Annotated in this window: 23 protein-coding genes; 17 read left to right on the top strand and 6 right to left on the bottom strand. The window is 58.2% G+C overall.

Annotated features, from left to right (window positions below):
• Position 1: 1 nt before the first annotated feature.
• Positions 2-1,831, bottom strand: coding sequence for a hypothetical protein (locus ACA056_RS24830; RefSeq protein ID WP_497268460.1), 1,830 nt, complete (start codon positions 1,829-1,831; stop codon positions 2-4).
• A gap of 159 nt (positions 1,832-1,990) precedes the next feature.
• Between ACA056_RS24830 and ACA056_RS24825 the strand changes: the two genes are divergently transcribed.
• The 3 genes from ACA056_RS24825 to bamJ all read left to right on the top strand — a co-directional run bounded on the left by ACA056_RS24825 (position 1,991) and on the right by bamJ (position 3,651).
• On the top strand, positions 1,991-2,479 hold the full coding sequence (locus tag ACA056_RS24825) for a TIGR00645 family protein (RefSeq protein WP_033054284.1): 489 nt from the start codon (positions 1,991-1,993) through the stop codon (positions 2,477-2,479).
• 133 nt (positions 2,480-2,612) lie between these two features.
• A complete protein-coding gene (locus tag ACA056_RS24820) occupies positions 2,613-2,912 on the top strand; it encodes a DUF6482 family protein (RefSeq protein ID WP_033054285.1) in 300 nt (99 codons plus the stop codon).
• A gap of 121 nt (positions 2,913-3,033) precedes the next feature.
• Positions 3,034-3,651 (top strand): BamJ family beta-barrel-assembly machinery protein, encoded by a 618-nt coding sequence (gene bamJ / locus ACA056_RS24815; RefSeq protein WP_046048787.1) that lies wholly within the window; start codon positions 3,034-3,036, stop codon positions 3,649-3,651.
• A gap of 149 nt (positions 3,652-3,800) precedes the next feature.
• Here bamJ and ACA056_RS24810 read toward each other — a convergent pair whose 3' ends face one another.
• From ACA056_RS24810 to ACA056_RS24800, 3 genes are all read right to left on the bottom strand, one after another.
• The gene (locus ACA056_RS24810; protein WP_129441078.1) at positions 3,801-4,058 is read right to left on the bottom strand and encodes a PA4570 family protein; all 258 of its coding nucleotides are present in this window, start codon (positions 4,056-4,058) and stop codon (positions 3,801-3,803) included.
• 207 nt (positions 4,059-4,265) lie between these two features.
• Entirely contained in the window at positions 4,266-4,607 is a 342-nt protein-coding gene (locus ACA056_RS24805) for a zinc ribbon domain-containing protein YjdM (protein WP_462002780.1), read from the bottom strand.
• 112 nt (positions 4,608-4,719) lie between these two features.
• Complete coding sequence (locus ACA056_RS24800; protein ID WP_033054288.1) at positions 4,720-5,688, bottom strand: polyprenyl synthetase family protein; 969 nt, start codon at positions 5,686-5,688, stop codon at positions 4,720-4,722.
• Between the two features lie 240 nt (positions 5,689-5,928).
• On the opposite strand from ACA056_RS24800, the gene rplU reads away from it, so the two are divergent.
• From rplU to ACA056_RS24775, 5 genes are all read left to right on the top strand, one after another.
• Positions 5,929-6,243: a 50S ribosomal protein L21 gene (gene rplU, locus ACA056_RS24795; protein ID WP_003176051.1), complete on the top strand. Its 315-nt coding sequence runs from the start codon at positions 5,929-5,931 to the stop codon at positions 6,241-6,243.
• Positions 6,244-6,277: 34 nt separating this feature from the next.
• Positions 6,278-6,553, top strand: coding sequence for a 50S ribosomal protein L27 (gene rpmA / locus ACA056_RS24790; RefSeq protein WP_046048788.1), 276 nt, complete (start codon positions 6,278-6,280; stop codon positions 6,551-6,553).
• A gap of 193 nt (positions 6,554-6,746) precedes the next feature.
• Positions 6,747-7,970 (top strand): Obg family GTPase CgtA, encoded by a 1,224-nt coding sequence (gene cgtA / locus ACA056_RS24785; RefSeq protein WP_201116282.1) that lies wholly within the window; start codon positions 6,747-6,749, stop codon positions 7,968-7,970.
• A gap of 123 nt (positions 7,971-8,093) precedes the next feature.
• Positions 8,094-9,212 carry a glutamate 5-kinase gene (gene proB, locus ACA056_RS24780; RefSeq protein ID WP_497273597.1) on the top strand — a complete coding sequence of 373 codons (1,119 nt, stop codon included), beginning with the start codon at positions 8,094-8,096 and terminating at the stop codon, positions 9,210-9,212.
• Positions 9,213-9,224: 12 nt separating this feature from the next.
• The gene (locus ACA056_RS24775; RefSeq protein ID WP_497268455.1) at positions 9,225-9,689 is read left to right on the top strand and encodes a CreA family protein; all 465 of its coding nucleotides are present in this window, start codon (positions 9,225-9,227) and stop codon (positions 9,687-9,689) included.
• A gap of 183 nt (positions 9,690-9,872) precedes the next feature.
• On the opposite strand, the gene rpsT is transcribed toward ACA056_RS24775, so the two are convergent.
• Positions 9,873-10,151 (bottom strand): 30S ribosomal protein S20, encoded by a 279-nt coding sequence (rpsT, locus tag ACA056_RS24770; protein WP_008154937.1) that lies wholly within the window; start codon positions 10,149-10,151, stop codon positions 9,873-9,875.
• Positions 10,152-10,403: 252 nt separating this feature from the next.
• Between rpsT and murJ the strand changes: the two genes are divergently transcribed.
• The 6 genes from murJ to ispH all read left to right on the top strand — a co-directional run bounded on the left by murJ (position 10,404) and on the right by ispH (position 17,912).
• Positions 10,404-11,942, top strand: a complete 1,539-nt coding sequence (gene murJ / locus ACA056_RS24765; RefSeq protein WP_497268453.1) for a murein biosynthesis integral membrane protein MurJ — start codon at positions 10,404-10,406, stop codon at positions 11,940-11,942.
• Positions 11,943-12,071: 129 nt separating this feature from the next.
• Positions 12,072-13,022, top strand: coding sequence for a bifunctional riboflavin kinase/FAD synthetase (gene ribF, locus ACA056_RS24760; RefSeq protein ID WP_415759073.1), 951 nt, complete (start codon positions 12,072-12,074; stop codon positions 13,020-13,022).
• On the top strand, positions 13,023-15,854 hold the full coding sequence (gene ileS, locus ACA056_RS24755; RefSeq protein ID WP_497268451.1) for an isoleucine--tRNA ligase: 2,832 nt from the start codon (positions 13,023-13,025) through the stop codon (positions 15,852-15,854).
• Entirely contained in the window at positions 15,847-16,359 is a 513-nt protein-coding gene (gene lspA / locus ACA056_RS24750) for a signal peptidase II (protein WP_033054294.1), read from the top strand. The genes ileS and lspA overlap by 8 nt, the downstream gene beginning before the upstream one ends.
• 7 nt (positions 16,360-16,366) lie before the next feature.
• Entirely contained in the window at positions 16,367-16,804 is a 438-nt protein-coding gene (gene fkpB / locus ACA056_RS24745) for an FKBP-type peptidyl-prolyl cis-trans isomerase (protein WP_497273596.1), read from the top strand.
• A gap of 160 nt (positions 16,805-16,964) precedes the next feature.
• Entirely contained in the window at positions 16,965-17,912 is a 948-nt protein-coding gene (ispH, locus tag ACA056_RS24740) for a 4-hydroxy-3-methylbut-2-enyl diphosphate reductase (RefSeq protein ID WP_462033358.1), read from the top strand.
• Here ispH and ACA056_RS24735 read toward each other — a convergent pair.
• Positions 17,881-18,438, bottom strand: a complete 558-nt coding sequence (locus ACA056_RS24735) for a GspH/FimT family pseudopilin (protein ID WP_497268448.1) — start codon at positions 18,436-18,438, stop codon at positions 17,881-17,883. The genes ispH and ACA056_RS24735 overlap by 32 nt on opposite strands.
• Positions 18,439-18,569: 131 nt before the next feature.
• Here ACA056_RS24735 and ACA056_RS24730 point away from each other — a divergent pair, with 131 nt between their 5' ends.
• The 3 genes from ACA056_RS24730 to ACA056_RS24720 are packed head-to-tail and all read left to right on the top strand — an operon-like array spanning position 18,570 to position 20,199.
• The gene (locus tag ACA056_RS24730; protein ID WP_497268446.1) at positions 18,570-19,043 is read left to right on the top strand and encodes a GspH/FimT family pseudopilin; all 474 of its coding nucleotides are present in this window, start codon (positions 18,570-18,572) and stop codon (positions 19,041-19,043) included.
• Positions 19,040-19,489: a type IV pilus modification protein PilV gene (gene pilV, locus ACA056_RS24725; RefSeq protein ID WP_497268444.1), complete on the top strand. Its 450-nt coding sequence runs from the start codon at positions 19,040-19,042 to the stop codon at positions 19,487-19,489. The genes ACA056_RS24730 and pilV overlap by 4 nt, the downstream gene beginning before the upstream one ends.
• Positions 19,486-20,199, top strand: coding sequence for a PilW family protein (locus ACA056_RS24720; RefSeq protein WP_497268442.1), 714 nt, complete (start codon positions 19,486-19,488; stop codon positions 20,197-20,199). Before pilV ends, ACA056_RS24720 begins: the two co-directional genes overlap by 4 nt.
• The last annotated feature ends 5 nt before the right edge of the window (positions 20,200-20,204 follow it).

The raw sequence follows: 20,204 nt of genomic DNA, 5'->3' as shown, positions 1-20,204 counted from the left end.
GCTATTGAGCAAGGTTGGACGTGTCTGCCTTGTCGAGTTTGACCTCGAAGCCATATTGCACGGTGGAGAGATCGGTTCGTTGATAGGTTTCCAGACGGGTTGGCTGCCCGTAGAAATAATGCACCCCCAATAATGCCGGGCCTTCTGCGCTCGCATCGTGGCTGACCGCCAGAATCTCCTTCAGATAATTACCGCTGTCGTCCTTGGCGAAGAAACGCCAGTCCTGGGCGGGAAACTGCTTCAGATCAACCACCAGCGCATTGCCTTTGAGCACCAGGCCTTTGGGTAACTGGTGGGCGTCGATGGTTTTCTTTTCGACGGTGGCGAGAAACAGCGGCATGGAGCCCACCGCGTAAGCGGGGGTTTCTGGAAACAGGTTCAAGTCGTAGGTGATGGTGCCGCGCAGGGGATCGACCTGGTAAGCCTCAGGTGGCAATTCGATCGGCTCATCGCGTTTGCCGTTACCGTCCTCGGTAAAGAAGCTGACCGGGCTTTCGCCGGGGTTGAAGGAGGTGCCGAGCAGCTCATCATTGAAGCTTTTGGGGTGATCAAACTCAATACGCGCGGCGCTGGGGTCTTCGACCGACTGACTGATGCTGATGCTCTTTTTCAGTTGTTCCTCGCCAAGCGTTGCGCCCTTGAGCCAGGTCGGGGCCTGGTCGTCGTACACCACCACCGGCAGCGTCAGTGGCTGGATGGCTTTTTCCGCGGTGTGTGGGTCGAAGCGAAGTACCGGCAGGTTCAGGTCCTTGCGGGTCACCGTGGCGGTTGAAAAGTCCAGTACGCTGACCTCAAGAGTTTCGATCGGGCCGTTGAAGTACACCTTGGAATAATGATGGCTCTGTTGCTTCTCAAAGGCGCGCTGCTCTTCATCGACCTGTTTTTCGAAGCTCTCGCTCCAGGCTTTCTGCTGTTGCATTTTCGCCAGTTGCTTTTGATAGAAGGCTATTTGTGCGGAGGTTTCGTTGATCGAGCCTGAGCGCGAGAGAAATTGCCCGGTGCTGTCCTTGGCCTGGACAATCAGCGGGTTCAGCGGTGTTTCGCTGACCTCGGGGGCCAGTGGTGCGCTGTTGTTGAATTCGATTTCGGCGAAGTAGTTTGCAAGGTTCAGCAGGGTGACGCTGAGGTTGTCGTTGGTGCGAGTCTGGCCAACGTCCTGTTTCGTCAGGTCGAAGCTGTAGAGCCGGCGCGGCGCGATGACTTCCACCTTGCCTTGCAGGCTCACCGGTTGTGGCTGGTTCTTGTTTTCGACATCCAGGCCATCGATGAAGGGGTAGGTCACCGTCAAGTCGTCGGGGTTGGTCAGGTTTGAGCTCGATGGGCTCAGTTGAATTCCAGGATCGGTTTCTGACCATTCGGGCTGAAACGGGATAATGCGTTTGTTGCTCAAGGTCACCGATTGCCATTCAAGACCATGGGGAAAGAGATACGCGACCGGAATGTTGAAGTTGAAGGGGAACACCGGTTGCAGATCGGTCAGATAGTCGGAACTGGAATCTTTGTGCAGCACGAACAGGCCGTTGATGTACGTGTCGACCAAGGCTTGTGGAGTGGGGTAGTGCTTGAGCACGGCGAGGGCGTCTTCGCCATATTCTGTTTCCACCGGTTTGCTGTCGAGCTTGAGTTGCGCACGCTCGAGCAACAACAGTGAGCCGCCGAGTTCAGCCACGGCTTCCTTGAGTTTTGGGTCCTGAATCGCATCCAGAGACTTCTCGAACTGCGCCGTCTTTTCCTCGAGGCTGACCTGGCGCTTCTCATCGCTGGGTGAGCAGGCGCTCATCAGCAAAGCCAGGCAAATTCCGGCGCTCGTTAAAGGCAATCGCACATCCATTTCCCTTCTTCCTGTCCGATGTCGCTGAGCTGTCAATGCTTTGGACACTAGCAGAAAAACCTTGTCACACACGTGCAGGTTGCGGATTTCCCAACGGTTTCTGGGTGTAACGGGTGGCTGTTATACTCGCGGCCATTTCCAGCCCACGTGTGAGAGTCAATGGAACGCTTTATCGAAAATGCAATGTACGCCAGCCGCTGGCTGCTGGCGCCGATCTACTTCGGTCTGTCCCTTGGGCTGCTGGCCCTGGCGCTGAAATTCTTCCAGGAAGTCTTCCACGTCATCCCTAACGTGTTCTCGATGGCCGAGTCGGATCTGATTCTGGTGTTGTTGTCGCTGATCGACATGGCGCTGGTAGGCGGTTTGCTGGTGATGGTGATGATTTCCGGCTACGAGAACTTCGTTTCCCAACTGGACATCGACGATGACAAGGAAAAGCTCAACTGGCTGGGCACCATGGATTCCTCTTCATTGAAGATGAAGGTGGCCGCTTCCATCGTGGCCATTTCGTCCATCCACCTGCTGCGGATTTTCATGGACGCCAAGAACGTCGATCCCGAGCATTTGAAGTGGTACGTGATTATCCACATGACCTTCGTGATTTCGGCGTTTGCCATGGGTTATCTGGATAAGCTGACCAAGCACTGATCGCTTTTTATCGCTATACCAAACCGCCCGTCTGTTGCGAAACAGACGGGCGGTGTCGTTTGTGGCTTGTACTTTGATGCGCCGAAGCCTATGCCTGTAAGGATCTTGGCTCGCCATCGCGTGAGGTGCGTTTATGGACCTGAAAGAGTTGAATGCTTATGCCATCGCCGGAAAGGTTGATGAGCTCAACCTGATCTCGATGGAAGGCGGGATCTACCTGTTGGAAGCGCGGATGCATGGCGCGGCGTATCCATTGAGTGATGCCCACGGCCAGATGTTTCACCTGCGTTCGGTCGAGCATGCGCGTGAAGTGCTTCATGCCTTTCCCAGCTTGCCATTCAACCTTGTACACGTTTCGGTTCATGACGAGATGTGTGGACTCGGTGCCAGTTCCGAGGGGAGCCTGAAGGTACCAATCGCGTGGCAGCACTGACGGCTCTCATCAACACAATGGCATCTGTGCTAGTCTGCTGGCCCTTTTGGTTCCGGGCGCTCCGGGACGCGCTGTGTACGCACGGCTAGTTCCAGGGCCGTCCGCACAGCGGAGCAGTGTCATGTCCGAAGTAAATCTGTCCACCGACGAAACCCGCGTCAGCTACGGTATTGGCCGTCAGCTGGGCGACCAACTGCGCGACAACCCGCCACCGGGCGTTAGCCTGGACGCGATCCTGGCAGGTCTGACCGACGCTTTCGCCGGTAAGGAAAGCCGTGTGGGTCAGGAAGAAATGTCCGCGAGCTTCAAGGTCATTCGCGAAATCATGCAAGCTGAAGCAGCTGCCAAAGCTGAAGCCGCTGCTGGCGAAGGCCTGGCATTCCTGGCTGAAAACGCCAAGCGTGATGGCATCACCACCCTGGCTTCCGGCCTGCAATTCGAAGTGCTGACTCAGGGTGAAGGCGCCAAGCCAACCCGTGAAGATCAAGTGCGCACTCACTACCACGGCACCCTGATCGACGGCACTGTGTTCGACAGCTCCTACGATCGTGGTCAGCCTGCAGAATTCCCGGTTGGCGGCGTGATCGCTGGCTGGACCGAAGCCCTGCAACTGATGAACGCAGGCAGCAAATGGCGTCTGTACGTACCGAGCGAACTGGCTTACGGCGCTCAAGGCGTTGGCAGCATTCCGCCGCACAGCGTACTGGTATTCGACGTCGAACTGCTCGACGTTCTGTAATCCCAAGCCTGATGTAACGTTGGGCTAATGTGGGAGCGAGCTTGCTCGCGATAGCGGCATAACAGTCGACAGAGATGTTGAATGATAGTCAGCCATCGTCGGAACGCCGCCCGGAGCAAGCTCGCTCCCACAGTTTTTTGCGACGATCTTCATATTTCAAGCTTGTGGTGCAGTTCGCTTGTCGGGCGCAATGCCCGGGCATAGCAGAATAGAAACAGATTGCGCACCAGTTCCTTGAGCACCACCGGCTCGCTGGAACTCAAGCCGTTGACGTCCAGATCACCCTGATCCTGCAGCTCGTTCAAGGCTTCTTCTTCAAGCACCGCACAGACTTCCCCGGTTTCCCGATGCAGAATCCTAAGGTAAGGGTGTGGGCGGTCCAGCCAGGCGTCGATCAAATAAGTCATGGGTCTCATCTCCATTGATGGGTTTCAATGAGAATAATTCTTATTCATCAAATAGCAAGGACCTATTGGCGGTTTGTGTTTTTTTAAGGGTAAAGGTTGCGTAAGGTCAAAACGGCTGGCGTTTGGCTATTTCGAGGGATTGTTGGGTGACGCGGGAGGAGGGTGAAGCACCATCCCACGCAGGACGCGGGATGGAATACAGCAGGCTCAGACTTTTCTGACGAACTCGGATTTGAGCTTCATCGGGCCGATGCCGTCGATCTTGCAGTCGATGTCGTGATCACCTTCGCACAGGCGGATGTTCTTGACCTTGGTGCCGACCTTGACCACCAGCGACGTGCCTTTGACCTTGAGGTCCTTGATCACGGTGATGGTGTCGCCGTCCTGCAGGACGTTGCCGACCGAATCCTTTTTCACGGTGTCATCGGACACTGCTTCGGCTTCGCCGCTGGCGGACCACTCGTGGGCGCACTCAGGGCAGATCAGCTGGGCGCCGTCTTCGTAGGTGTATTCGGAATTGCATTTTGGGCAGGGTGGCAACGTGCTCACTAAAGCTCCTTGGATTCAGGATCGCTAAAAAGCGCACATTGTATAGGGTTTTAGGCAGAAGAGGGCGGGGGTAGCAAACCTGTGGGAAAGGGCTCCCACAGGTTGTGGTCTGTCAGTGTGTACGGGCGACCGCAAACTCGCTCAACTCGACCAGAGCATCGCGGTATTCGCTGGCAGGCAGCGCGTCGAGGCATTTGATCGCGCGGGCCACGTAGTCACGGGCCAGTTGCGCGGTGTAATCCAGTGAACCTGAGGCTTCCACAGCTTCGCGGATGCTTTCCAGGTCTTCGATACCGCCTTTCTGGATTGCCTTGCGCACCAGTGCAGCCTGCTCCGGCGTGCCTTCGCGCATGGTGTAGATCAGCGGCAGGGTCGGCTTGCCTTCAGCCAGATCATCACCGACGTTCTTGCCCAGGGTTTCGGCGTCGCCTTTGTAGTCCAGCAGGTCGTCGACCAATTGGAACGCCACGCCCAGATGATCGCCGAATGTACGCAGGGCTTCTGACTGTTCCGATGTAGCTTCGCAGAGCGCTGCAGCACTGTGTGTCGAGGCCTCAAAGAGCATCGCGGTCTTGCCGCGGATGACTTCCATGTAGGTTTCTTCGGTGGTGCTGGCGTCACGAACCTTGGACAGCTGCAACACTTCGCCTTCGGCGATGATGCGCGTGGCTTGCGAAAGGATTTTCATCACCGGCATGGAGCCCAGTTCGACCATCATTTCGAAGGACCGCGAATACAGGAAGTCGCCTACCAGCACGCTAGGGGCGTTGCCCCACATGGCGTTGGCGGTCGAGCGGCCACGGCGCATGCCGGACATGTCGACCACGTCGTCATGCAGCAGGGTCGCGGTGTGCAGGAACTCGATGGTCGCGGCCAGCAGGCGCAGGTCATCGCCTTCGCGACCCAGAGCCTTGCCACACAGCAAAACCAATAGAGGGCGCAGGCGTTTACCGCCAGCCGAGGTAATGTAATCGCCGATTTTCGATACCAGCGGCACTCGGGAAGTCAGCTGCTTCTTGATGATGCCGTCGACGGCGCTAAAATCGTCCGCCACCGCGCGGTAGAAAGCTTGGGGTTGCATCAGCGACAGTTGCTCCAGAAGGGTTGCGCGGCATGCTAGGACCCACGTCGGCGGGTGTCAAGGTACGATGGACGGCCTCTTGCATCGCTCCGGCAGCTTGCGTACAATCGCGCACCCTGAACTTCCTGGGCAGCACCTGCCTTACGCAATTGCAAACAGGCCTTCCAGCCCAATGCAGCCATGCCAGCCAATACCTCTTCTTATAAAGAGCTGGGTGAGCAGGATTATCGGAGAAATACCATGTCGTACGCAGTAATTGTTACTGGTGGCAAGCAATACAAGGTCGCCCCGGGTGAATACCTGAAGATCGAAAAACTGGAAATCGCTACCGGCGAATCCGTTACTTTTGATCGCGTTCTGTTGGTCGCCAATGGCGATGACGTGAACATCGGCGCTCCAGTTGTTGCTGGCGCTACCGTTGTGGCTGAAGTGATCTCCCAAGGTCGTCACGATAAAGTCCGCATCATCAAGTTCCGTCGTCGTAAGCACCACATGAAGCGTATGGGCCACCGCCAGTGGTACACCGAGATCAAAATCACCGGTATTCAGGCTTAATTTCAGCCTAATTCCTCACTAGGAGAATTGACTCATGGCACACAAAAAAGCTGGTGGTAGTACCCGTAACGGTCGCGACTCAGAAGCCAAACGCCTTGGCGTGAAGATGTATGGCGGCCAGGTTATCATTCCGGGCAACATCATCGTGCGTCAGCGCGGCACCCAATTCCACGCCGGTTACGGTGTTGGCATGGGTAAAGATCACACTCTGTTCGCTAAAATCGACGGCGTGATCAAGTTTGAAGTAAAAGGCGCTTTCAACCGCCGTTACGTGAGCATTGTCCCGAAGACTGCAGTCGTCGCGGCATAATTACGTAGTTGCTGGAAAAGCCCTGTCTCGCGACGGGGCTTTTTCGTTTGTGGGGTGAGTCTCTTGCAAAGCTGTTTGTGATGGGCTCCAGCGCTGGATTTGCGGTCGTTGATTGAGGTCGCTGCGCTCATTTTTGCAAGAGTCTTATGTCTTGGTTTTTTCGGCTCGTCCGTATGACGAGAGGCGTTTTGTTATGAAGTTTGTTGATGAAGTATCGATTCGAGTAAAGGCCGGCGACGGCGGCAACGGTTGCATGAGCTTCCGTCGCGAGAAATTCATTGAAAACGGTGGTCCGAACGGCGGTGATGGTGGTGATGGTGGCTCGGTCTACATGATCGCCGACGAAAACCTCAATACCCTGGTGGACTACCGTTACACCCGGCACTTTGATGCCGAGCGTGGTTCCAACGGCGGCAGCACTGACTGCACCGGCAAGAAAGGTGAAGAGCTGGTCCTGCGTGTTCCGGTCGGTACTACCGTCATCGACTCCGCCACTCAGGAAGTGATCGGCGACCTGACCAAAGCCGGTCAGCGTCTGTTGGTTGCTCACGGCGGCTGGCACGGTCTGGGTAACACCCGTTTCAAATCCAGTACCAACCGTGCTCCGCGTCAGACCACTCCGGGCAAGCCGGGTGAGGCGCGTGATCTGAAGCTGGAAATGAAGGTGTTGGCTGACGTCGGTCTGCTGGGCTTGCCGAACGCTGGCAAAAGTACCTTCATTCGCTCGGTGTCGGCCGCCAAGCCGAAAGTTGCCGACTACCCGTTCACCACGCTGGTGCCGAACCTGGGTGTGGTCAGTGTCGATCGCTGGAAAAGCTTCGTGGTTGCGGATATTCCGGGTCTGATCGAAGGTGCTTCCGATGGCGCAGGCCTGGGGATTCGCTTCCTCAAGCACTTGTCGCGTACGCGTCTGCTGCTGCACCTCGTGGACATGGCGCCGCTCGATGACGCCAGCGCCCCGGATGCTGCGGAAGTGATCGTCAGCGAGCTGACCAAGTTCAGCCCGTCCCTGGCCGAGCGTGATCGTTGGTTGGTGCTGAACAAGTGCGACCAGATCCTCGAAGAAGAGCACGATGCTCGCGTCAAGGAGATCGTTGATCGCCTGGAATGGACGGGTCCGGTCTATGTGATCTCGGCCATCTCCAAGCTCGGTACCGAGCGTCTGTGCCACGACATCATGCGTTACATGGAAGATCGTGCCGATCGCCTGGCGAACGACCCGGCCTACAAAGAAGAGCTGGCCGATCTCGATCAGCGCATCGAAGACGAAGCCCGTGCTCAGTTGCAGGCCCTGGATGACCAGCGTGCCCTGCGCCGTAGCGGCGTGAAGTCGGTCCATGACATCGGCGACGATGATTGGGACGAAGAAGATGTGGATGACGAAGACGGTCCGGAAATCATTTACGTGCGTGACTGATTCGTTGCAGTAAACTTAAGCGCCGCTCAATCGAGCGGCGTTTTAGTATCTGGAAATCGGTAGTCACGAATAACGTTACGGGCAGCGCTGGGTCGCGCTGTCCTCAAGCTAAGGTTGAAGATGATGCGGAGCAAGGTGACAGGTGCGCAGCGTTGGGTCGTGAAGATCGGCAGCGCTTTGCTGACGGCGGACGGCAAGGGCCTGGATCGCGCGGCAATGGGTGTTTGGGTCGAGCAGATGGTGGCTTTGCATGAGGCTGGCGTCGAGTTGGTGCTGGTGTCCTCCGGGGCGGTGGCGGCCGGCATGAGCCGCTTGGGCTGGACCGTACGACCCAGTGCGATGCACGAGTTGCAGGCCGCTGCCGCCATCGGTCAGATGGGGCTGGTGCAGGCCTGGGAGTCGAGCTTTGCCGAGCATGGCCGGCATACCGCGCAGATTCTCCTGACCCATGACGACTTGTCCGACCGCAAGCGCTACCTGAATGCCCGCAGCACCTTGCGCGCGCTGGTCGAGCTGAAAGTTATTCCGGTGATCAACGAAAACGACACCGTGGTCACTGATGAAATACGTTTCGGCGACAACGACACCCTGGCGGCGCTGGTAGCCAACCTGGTTGAGGCTGACTTGCTGGTGATCCTTACCGATCGCGATGGCATGTTCGACGCCGATCCGCGCAACAACCCCAGCGCCAATCTGATTTACGAAGCGCGCGCTGATGATCCGGCGCTGGATGCGGTGGCGGGCGGTACGGGTGGTGCATTGGGTCGCGGCGGCATGCAGACCAAATTGCGTGCTGCGCGGCTGGCGGCTCGTTCCGGTGCGCATACCATCATCGTTGGCGGGCGTATTGAGCGCGTGCTGGATCGTCTCAAGGCTGGCGAGCGTATCGGCACTTTGCTGTCACCTGAACGCGGCCTGTTGGCGGCGCGCAAGCAATGGCTGGCCGGGCACCTGCAAACCCGCGGCACGCTCGTGCTGGATGCTGGTGCGGTGACGGCGCTGTCAAAAGGCAACAAAAGCTTGCTGCCTGTGGGTGTCAAGCTGGTCCAAGGCAGCTTCCGTCGTGGTGAGATGGTGGTTTGCGTGGCGCCGGACGGTCGTGAAATCGCCCGAGGCCTGGCCAACTACAGCGCGCTTGAAGCACAAAAAATCATCGGTCAGTCGTCTGAGGCGATTGTCGGTCTGTTGGGTTACATGGCGGAGCCGGAGCTGGTTCATCGCGATAACCTGATCCTGGTCTGAAGGAATACCTGAATGCGCGTGGCAAAAGGATTGTTGGGTCTGCTGTTGGCGATGCCGCTGCTGGTCTCGGCCGAGGAGATTGGTCAGGTGTCGACGGTGTTCAAGTTTGTCGGCCCGAACGATCGCATCGTCGTCGAGGCGTTTGATGATCCAAAGGTTGAGGGTGTGACGTGCTACCTGTCGCGAGCCAAGACGGGTGGCGTGAAGGGTGGTTTGGGATTGGCTGAAGATCGCGCGGAAGCGTCTATCGCTTGTCGTCAGGTCGGGCCGATCAGCTTCAAAGGCGAGTTGAAGGATGGTGACGAGGTGTTCAAGGAGCGCACGTCGCTGGTGTTCAAGACCATGCAGGTAGTGCGATTCCTCGACAAGAAGCGCAATACGCTGGTGTATCTGGTCTATAGCGATCGTGTGATCGAAGGCAGCCCGCAGAATGCGGTGACAGCCATCCCGATCCTGCCGTGGGCGAACGCCCAATAATCTAGCGAAGTTCCACATGTGGGAGCGAGCTTGCTCGCGATGGCTGACTAACATTCAACATCTCTGTTGGCTGAAAGTCCGCTATCGCGAGCAAGCTCGCTCCCACATTTTTTTGTGCTGATTCATTAAATCGCAGGCAATAAAAAACCGACCCTGGGGTCGGTTTTTTAACAAGCTTATCGCTTATGCGGCAACAGCAAGGTTCAGAGCCTTGACGTGACCGTTCAGGCGGCTCTTATGACGAGCAGCCTTGTTCTTGTGGATGATGCCTTTATCGGCCATACGGTCGATAACTGGCACGGCCAGAACGTAAGCAGCTTGAGCTTTTTCAGCGTCTTTTGCGTCGATGGCTTTAACTACATTCTTGATGTAGGTACGAACCATGGAACGCAGGCTGGCGTTGTGGCTGCGACGCTTCTCAGCCTGTTTTGCACGTTTTTTGGCGGAAGGTGTGTTGGCCACCGTCGAGCTCCTCGAAAGACTTTTTAGGAAATAGCAAACAAAATAGGCCGCGAATCATGCCGATGAGTTGATGTCTTGTCAAGGGCGGTTGAGACGTTCCGCTAAGTGGTAGGTATAAAGAGGCGGGATATTTATTTCCGGCGCTTGACCTGTAAACTCGCGAGCTTTGGCTCTGTGCTGCTGCGGCGCGGAGTATCGCATAAGTAGGCGCTTTGTTCGCCTGCTGTTTATCGACAGGCACAAACTCTTTCAATGAATCTGCTCAAATCGTTGGCCGCCGTCAGCTCTATCACGATGCTTTCCCGGATTCTGGGGTTCGTTCGTGACACCCTTATCGCGCGTACATTTGGTGCGGGGATGGCGACCGACGCCTTCTTTATCGCCTTCAAATTGCCCAATCTGCTGCGGCGGATCTTCGCCGAGGGGGCTTTTTCCCAGGCATTCGTGCCGATTCTTGCTGAATATAAAAACCAGAAGGGCGAGGAGGCGACGCGAACCTTCATTGCCTACGTCTCGGGCCTGCTGACCCTGGTGCTGGCGTTGGTCACCGCTTTGGGCATGATCGCTGCGCCGTGGGTCATCTGGGCGACCGCGCCGGGTTTCACCGATACGCCGGAAAAATTCGAGCTGACGGCTAGTCTGTTGCGCGTGACCTTTCCTTATATATTGCTGATCTCCCTGTCTTCATTGGCCGGGGCGATCCTCAACACCTATAACCGCTTCTCGGTGCCGGCCTTCGTGCCGACCCTGCTCAACGTCAGCATGATCATCTTTTCGGTGTTCCTGACGCCGTACTTCGATCCGCCGGTCATGGCGCTGGGCTGGGCAGTACTGGTGGGTGGTCTGGCGCAATTGCTCTATCAGCTGCCGCACCTGAAAAAGATCGGCCTGCTGGTGTTGCCACGACTGAACCTGCGTGACAGCGGCGTCTGGCGGGTCATGAAGCAAATGCTGCCGGCGATTCTCGGTGTGTCCGTGAGCCAGATTTCGCTGATCATCAATACCATTTTCGCCTCGTTCCTGGTCGCCGGTTCCGTGTCATGGATGTACTACGCCGACCGTTTGATGGAATTACCGTCCGGTGTGCTGGGCGTGGCGCTGGGCACGATTCTCCTGCCGACCCTGGCCAAGACCTACGCCAGCAAGGATCGCCAGGAATACTCGCGAATCCTCGATTGGGGGCTGCGCCTGTGCTTCATGCTGGTGTTGCCGTGCTCCCTGGCGCTGGGGATTCTCGCCGAGCCGCTGACGGTTTCTTTATTCCAGTACGGCCAGTTCAGCGCGTTTGACGCCTCCATGACCCAACGGGCGCTGATCGCTTATTCGGTCGGTTTGCTCGGGATAATCGTGATTAAAGTGCTGGCGCCTGGCTTTTATGCGCAACAAAACATCCGTACGCCGGTAAAAATCGCGATTTTCACCCTGATCGTTACCCAATTGTTCAACCTGGTGTTGATCGGCCCGTTGGCCCACGCCGGTCTGGCGCTGGCTATCAGCATCGGCGCGTGCATTAACGCCGGTCTGCTGTTCTATCAACTGCGCAAGCAGCAGATGTATGAGCCGCAACCAGGTTGGGCGAAGTTCGGCTTCAAGCTAGTGATTGCAGTGTTGGTGATGTCTGCTGTGTTACTGGTCGGAATGCATTTCATGCCAGCCTGGGATCAGGGGCATATGCTGGAGCGGTTCCTGCGTCTGGGCGCATTGGTCGTTGCCGGTGTGGTCGCTTATTTCGGCATGTTGCTGTTGATGGGCTTCCGTTTGCGCGACTTCAATCGCAAGACCTTGGGCTGAGGTCTTTGCTTTGATAAACACGGGCGAATCGACGGTTTTGTCGGCTCGATCACTTTGGGTTACGGTGTTGCCTGTCGTCGGCCGCCGGGTGTGGTTATAATCGACCACTTTATGAGCAAGAAGCGCGTTATGCAGCTGGTTCGAGGCCTCCACAACCTGCGCCCCCAGCATCGGGGCTGTGTCGCCACTATTGGCAACTTTGACGGTGTTCACCGTGGCCACCAGGCTATCCTGGCGAGGCTCCGTGAGCGTGCGCTCGAGTTGGGCGTGCCCAGCTGCGTGGTGATTTTTGAGCCGCAGCCGCGAGAGTTCTTCGCCCCTGATACGGCGCCGGCCCGTCTGGCCCGGCTGCGGGACAAGCTGCAGCTGCTGGCCGAGGAAGGTGTCGACCGGGTCCTGTGCCTGGCCTTCAACCATCGCCTGAGCAAGCTCAGCGCCGCCGAATTCGTCGACACCATTCTGGTGGACGGCCTCGGTGTCCAGCACCTGGAGGTCGGTGACGACTTCCGTTTCGGCTGTGACCGGGTAGGGGATTTCGATTTCCTGCAGCAGGCTGGCGTCCTTCAGGGTTTTACCGTGGAAGCGGCGCAAACTGTGGAGCTGGACGGTATTCGAGTCAGCAGCACGCAAGTCCGCAATGCATTGGCTGCTGCCGATTTTGCACTGGCCGAGCGACTGCTCGGTCGTCCGTTCCGGATTGCCGGGCGGGTTCTGCACGGCCAGAAGCTGGCGCGCCAGTTGGGTACGCCCACGGCCAACATACAACTCAAGCGTCGTCGCGTGCCGCTGACCGGGGTTTACCTGGTCAACGTCGACATCGACGGCAAGACCTGGCCAGGCGTCGCCAACATTGGCGTGCGGCCAACCGTTCAAGGTGATGGCAAAGCCCACCTCGAAGTGCATCTTTTAGATTTTGCCGGCGATCTGTATGACCGGCGTTTGACGGTGGTTTTCCACCACAAGCTGCGTGAAGAGCAGCGTTTCGCCTCTCTGGAGGCGCTTAAGACGGCGATCAATGCGGATGTTGCCGCCGCCCGTGCCCTGTCGCACCTAGCGCCAATCGCTAATGAAGAGCCTTAAATGACCGACTATAAAGCCACGCTAAACCTTCCGGACACCGCCTTCCCAATGAAGGCCGGCCTGCCTCAGCGCGAACCGCAGATTCTGCAGCGCTGGGACAGCATTGGCCTGTACGGTAAGTTGCGCGAGATTGGCAAGGATCGTCCGAAGTTCGTACTTCACGACGGTCCTCCGTACGCCAACGGCACGATTCACATCGGTCATGCGCTGAACAAGATTCTCAAGGACATGATCATCCGCTCGAAAACCCTGTCGGGTTTCGATGCGCCTTATGTTCCGGGCTGGGACTGCCACGGTCTGCCGATCGAGCACAAAGTCGAAGTGACCCACGGTAAAAACCTGGGCGCGGACAAAACCCGCGAACTGTGCCGTGCCTACGCCACCGAGCAGATCGAAGGCCAGAAGTCCGAATTCATCCGTCTGGGCGTGTTGGGCGATTTCGCCAACCCGTACAAGACCATGGACTTCAAAAACGAGGCCGGTGAAATCCGCGCCCTGGCTGAAATCGTCAAGGGCGGTTTCGTGTTCAAGGGCCTGAAGCCTGTGAACTGGTGCTTCGACTGCGGTTCGGCCCTGGCTGAAGCAGAAGTCGAGTACGAGAACAAAAAATCCTCGACCATCGACGTAGCCTTCCCGATTGCCGACGAAGCCAAGCTGGCTGCCGCTTTCGGTCTGCCGTCGCTGGGCAAACCCGCTTCGATCGTGATCTGGACCACCACCCCGTGGACCATCCCAGCCAACCAGGCGTTGAACGTTCACCCGGAATTCAACTACGCCCTGGTCGACGTCGGCGACAAACTGCTGGTGCTGGCTGAAGAGCTGGTCGAGTCGTGCCTGGCCCGTTACAGCCTGGAAGGCGCGGTCATTGCGACCACCACCGGTAAAGAGCTGGACCTGATCAACTTCCGTCACCCGTTCTACGATCGTCTGTCGCCGGTTTACCTGGCCGAGTACGTTGAACTGGGCGCTGGCACGGGCGTGGTTCACTCCTCGCCAGCCTACGGCGTAGACGACTTCGTGACCTGCAAGAAGTACGGCATGGTCAACGACGACATCATCAATCCGGTACAAAGCAACGGCGTTTACGTACCGTCGCTGGAGTTCTTCGGCGGCCAGTTCATCTGGAAGGCCAACCCGGCCATCGTCGACAAGTTGACCGAAGTGGGTGCGCTGCTGCACACCAGCATCATCGAACACAGCTACATGCACTGCTGGCGTCACAAGACTCCGCTGATCTACCGCGCCACCGCGCAGTGGTTCATCGGCATGGACAAAGAACCTGTGACCGGCGACACCCTGCGCAAGCGGGCGATCAAAGCCATCGAAGAGACCAAGTTCGTTCCGACCTGGGGCCAGGCGCGCCTGCACTCGATGATCGCCAACCGTCCGGACTGGTGCATCTCCCGTCAGCGTAACTGGGGCGTGCCGATCCCGTTCTTCCTGAACAAGGAAAGCGGCGAGCTGCACCCACGTACCGCTGAATTGATGGAAGAAGTCGCCAAGCGCGTCGAAGTCGAAGGCATCGAAGCCTGGTTCAAGATGGACGCTGCCGAGTTGCTCGGTGACGAAGCGCCGCAGTACGACAAGATCAGCGACACCCTCGATGTCTGGTTCGATTCGGGCACCACGCACTGGCACGTCCTGCGCGGTTCGCACCCGATGGGTCACGAGACCGGCCCGCGTGCCGACTTGTACCTGGAAGGCTCGGATCAACACCGTGGCTGGTTCCACTCGTCGTTGCTGACCGGTTGCGCCATCGACAACCACGCGCCATACCGCGAACTGCTGACTCACGGCTTCACCGTCGATGAGTCCGGCCGCAAGATGTCCAAATCCTTGGGCAACGTGATCGCGCCGCAAAAAGTCAACGACACCCTGGGCGCCGACATCATGCGTCTGTGGGTTGCTTCCACCGATTACTCGGGTGAAATGGCGGTTTCCGAGCAGATCCTGCAGCGCAGTGCGGACGCCTACCGGCGGATCCGTAACACCGCGCGCTTCCTGCTCTCCAACCTGACCGGTTTCAACCCGGCTACCGACATCCTGCCGGCCGAAGAAATGCTGGCGCTGGACCGTTGGGCCGTGGATCGCACCTTGCTGCTGCAACGCGAGCTGCAAGAGCATTACGGCGAATACCGCTTCTGGAACGTCTACTCCAAGATCCACAACTTCTGCGTGCAGGAGTTGGGCGGTTTCTACCTCGACATCATCAAGGACCGTCAGTACACCACTGGCGCCAACAGCAAGGCCCGCCGTTCGGCGCAAACCGCGCTGTACCACATCTCCGAAGCGCTGGTGCGCTGGATCGCTCCGATCCTGGCATTCACCGCCGACGAGCTGTGGGAATACCTGCCGGGCGAGCGCAACGAGTCGGTGATGCTCAACACCTGGTACGAAGGCCTGACCGAACTGCCGGACAACGTCGAACTGGGCCGTGCCTACTGGGAGCGGATCATGGCGGTGAAGGTCGCGGTCAACAAGGAAATGGAAATCCAGCGCGCGGCCAAGGCCGTCGGTGGCAACCTGCAAGCCGAAGTGACGCTGTTCGCCGAAGAGGCGCTGAGTGCCGACCTGGCCAAGCTGAGCAACGAACTGCGCTTCGTGCTGATCACCTCGACCGCCAGCGTGGCGCCTTTTGTTCAGGCACCGGCGGACGCGGTAGTCACCGAAGTCAGCGGCCTGAAGCTGAAAATCGTCAAGTCGGCCTTCGCCAAGTGCGCCCGTTGCTGGCACTGCCGTGAAGACGTCGGCGTGAACCCGGAGCATCCGGAAATCTGCGGTCGTTGCGTCGACAACATCAGCGGCGCTGGCGAGGTTCGTCACTATGCCTAATGCGGCTGGCCGTTTCGGACGGCTGAGCTGGCTCTGGTTGAGTTTGCTGGTTCTGGTTATCGACCAGGCCAGCAAGTTCTACTTCGAAGGCAAGCTCGAGATGTACCAGCAAATCGTGGTGATCCCCGATTTGTTCAGCTGGACACTGGCCTACAACACGGGCGCGGCGTTCAGCTTCCTGGCCGACAGCTCCGGCTGGCAGCGCTGGCTGTTTGCCCTGATCGCGGTGGTGGTCAGTGCGGTGCTGGTGGTGTGGCTCAAGCGTCTGGGGCGCAACGAAACCTGGCTGGCCGTCGCATTAGCGCTGGTGCTGGGTGGCGCGCTGGGCAATCTGTATGACCGCATTGCCCTGGGCCATGTGATCGACTTCATTCTGGTGCATTGGCAGAACCGCTGGTATTTCCCGGCGTTCAACTTTGCCGACAGTGCAATCACTGTCGGTGCCGTAATGCTTGCGCTGGACATGTTCAAAAGTAAGAAGACCGGAGAAGCCGTTCATGACTGAACAAGTATTGGCTGAGCAACGCATCCGCCAGAACACGGAAGTCACCTTGCACTTTGCACTGCGCCTGGAGAACGGCGACACCGTCGACAGCACCTTCGACAAAGCCCCGGCGACCTTCAAGGTCGGTGACGGCAACCTGTTGCCAGGGTTCGAAGCTGCGCTGTTCGGCTTCAAGGCTGGCGACAAGCGTACGCTGACGATTCAGCCGGAAAACGCTTTTGGCCAACCCAATCCGCAGAACGTGCAGATCATTCCGCGCTCGCAGTTCAAGGACATGGAACTGTCGCCTGGCTTGCTGGTGATCTTCAACGATGCGGCCAATACTGAGCTACCGGGCGTGGTGAAGGAATTCGATGACGAGCAAGTGACCATCGACTTCAACCACCCGCTGGCCGGCAAGACATTGACCTTTGACGTCGAGATCATCGAAGTCAAATCGCTGTAACTGGCTGTATGGGATCAAATGTGGGAGCGAGCTTGCTCGCGATGAGTACCTGACATTCAACATTGATGTTGACTGACACTCCGCCATCGCGAGCAAGCTCGCTCCCACAGTGGTTTTCACTGTTTTCGCTATTTCTTGCGCGCAAGACACGAGGCACAGCATGCAAATCAAACTCGCCAATCCCCGTGGCTTCTGCGCCGGTGTGGACCGGGCGATCGAAATCGTCAACCGCGCCCTGGAAGTCTTCGGGCCGCCGATCTACGTGCGCCACGAAGTGGTCCACAACAAATTCGTCGTCGAAGACCTGCGTGCTCGCGGGGCGATCTTCGTCGAAGAACTGGATCAGGTGCCGGACGACGTCATCGTGATCTTCAGTGCCCACGGTGTTTCCCAGGCCGTGCGCACCGAAGCCGCCGGCCGTGGCCTGAAGGTGTTCGACGCCACTTGCCCGCTGGTGACCAAGGTACACATCGAAGTTGCACGCTACAGCCGCGACGGCCGTGAATGCATTCTCATCGGCCACGCCGGTCATCCGGAAGTCGAAGGCACCATGGGCCAGTACGATGGCAGCAATGGTGGCGCGATCTACCTGGTCGAAGACGAGAAAGACGTCGCCGCCTTGCAGGTCAACAACCCTGAAAAACTGGCGTTCGTGACCCAGACCACCCTGTCCATGGACGATACCAGCCGCGTCATCGACGCCCTGCGTACGCGCTTCCCGGCGATCGGTGGCCCGCGCAAGGACGACATCTGCTACGCCACACAAAATCGTCAGGATGCGGTCAAGCAACTGGCCGACGAGTGCGACGTGGTACTGGTGGTCGGCAGCCCGAACAGCTCAAACTCCAATCGCCTGCGTGAACTGGCCGAGCGCATGGCCACCCCGGCCTACCTGATCGACGGCGCCGAAGACCTGCAAAAGAGCTGGTTCGAAGGTGTCGAACGAATCGGCATCACCGCTGGCGCCTCCGCACCGGAAGTCCTGGTGCGTGGCGTGATCCAGCAGTTGCACGCCTGGGGCGCTACCGGCGCCGATGAACTGGCCGGTCGCGAGGAGAACATTACCTTCTCCATGCCTAAAGAGTTGCGCGTCCGCTCCCTGCTTTAACGCTTTTACCCCCAGGACACAGCGCCTGCTCAGCCTTATGGCTGCGCAGGCTGACGCGGCCGGTCGCGGCCAGCACCACCTGGAGCTGAGTGACCGGTTCGTGGGCTGCGCAAATGTGCAGTGTCCCCGCTTGAAAGGCCCGTCCGGGCATCTGTGGCTCGCCAATACTGTTGAAACGTATGTATCGCCTGACCGGCCAATTGCCGACAATCGGCACCCGAGTGCCACTCGCGCGCTCAACCAGCAGCGGATTGCTGTTGTCCTCCGCCCCTTTACCACTGATATCCAGAATGATCCGCCAGCCCTGACTCCAGTCGCCGTTGATGGCGTGAATCACGACGCTCTGGTTGCGTGTGATGGCAACGGTTCTGGCGTTGCGTATACCGCTGATAAGCGACTCTGCCACCTGCTCGCGATGGTTCGATTCAGTCAGTGCGGCAAATGCCGGACTGACCAACAGCAGAACAATCCCGACAATTGTCAGTCCCATGAGCAGTTCGATCAGGCTGAAACCTCGCTGATGCATGTCATCTCCCTCCCTGGAGTGCTGCGGCCCGCGCGATCCCTGCGCGAGTAATGGCAAAACAACCGTACATCTGCCGGTCGAATGCTCTAGCGTGTAGAAGCAGGTATAGCCGACGGCAACGGAGGGCACCGATGGATCATCGTACAAAAGGTTTCACGCTGATCGAGTTGCTGATTGCGCTCGCGGTGTTTCTGGTCCTGATCACTCTGGCCGTACCGGCTTTTACCCGTTCGGTGCAAATCACCAAGGCCGACACCGAAATCGGCGATCTGCAACGTGGTCTGAATTTCGCCCGACTTGAGGCGATCAATCGAGGTGTCACCACCCGGGTTCGTCCGACGGCGGGCGGCAGTATCTGGACCGGGGATCTTTCGGTCTATGACGGGACTGGCGAATTGGCCAAAGTATTGCGGGTTGTTCCAGCGATGAGCAGCGGGGCGACTCTGACGCTAACCTCAGGAGTGACCGCCATCGATTTCAACAACCTTGGCGGGTTGTCGGCACCGTCCACGGCGGTGGTGATCAGCTACGTACGGGGGGCGCAAAACAGAACGCTGAATGTGTGTTTGAACGGACGAATTCTATTGGGTGGAAGCTGCGGATGAGGGGATGGAGCAAGCGTGCACAGGAGGGCATGACGCTGATCGAAGTCTTGGTTGCGTTGTTGATTCTGAGCGTGGGGCTGTTGGGGGCGGCGGCGATTCAGCTCAATGCGCTGAAGTACACTGACAGCGCGCGGATGACCAGCCAGGCGAGTTTTATCGCCTACGACATGATGGACCGCATTCGCGCCAACTCCGGTGCCGACTACACCGTCACGCCTCCGACCTCAGGCAACCTGAGCGTCGCCCGGGATCAGGATCTCTACGACTTCACCACCAACATTGTCAATTTCGGCGGCGCCACTGCCACCGGAAGCGTTTTGCTCAATCAGCGGGTGTACACCATTACCATCACCTGGGATGACTCGCGGGCTGCGAATATCGCCAATTCGCGGCGCAGTTTCGTCCTGACCAGTCGCGCCACCGTCGATCCGGTGTCGACGCCATGAACCAGACCAACAGAGGTTTCGGCCTGATCGAATTACTGATCGCCCTGGCATTGAGCCTGGTCGTGGTCCTGGGCGTGGCGCAGATTTTCATCGCGGCCAAGAACACCTATGTCAGCCAGAACGCCGCTGCCGCCATGCAGGAAGATGCGCGTTTCGTGCTGAGCAAGATGATTCAGGAAATTCGCATGGTCGGCATGTTCGGATGTCTGGGGGCAGTCACCGATTCAAGCTCGGCAGGTGACTTCAATGCCAGCCATACAACGCCGATCAGTTGGGACAACGCCAACCTCAAACTGACTCTGGTGACTGCGGATGTCGGCGGCAGTGGCGGGGTACCGACCTGGACGGTGGTTTCCGATTGTCGGAACAACGCAACGGCCTACACGGGCGCCCGAGTTCCGACGTCGGGCGAGCTGGCGTTTCCGATCCGGCGCTTGATCTACAGCTTCAGCAACAATCAACTGCTGATGGGTGTCGGCACCGGCACGCCGACTCAGGCGGTGCTGGTGAACAACGTCAGTGCCTTCAACGTGAGCTTCGGCCTCGCCAGTTCCGCTACTGATGTGGCCGCCTCCAGTTACAGCAGCAACCCCTCTGATTCGGCGCGCATTCGTAGTGTTCGCCTGACGTTGACCCTCACCGACCCGAACAACCGGGTACGCAATCAAACCTTCAACGTGGTTGCCGCGCTGCGCAACCGCTTGCCATGAGGGGA

The organism is Pseudomonas sp. LBUM1666 (genome assembly GCF_059695775.1).
The sequence above is the reverse complement of the archived record's forward strand: the minus strand, read 5'-3'. Positions and strand labels throughout refer to the sequence as shown.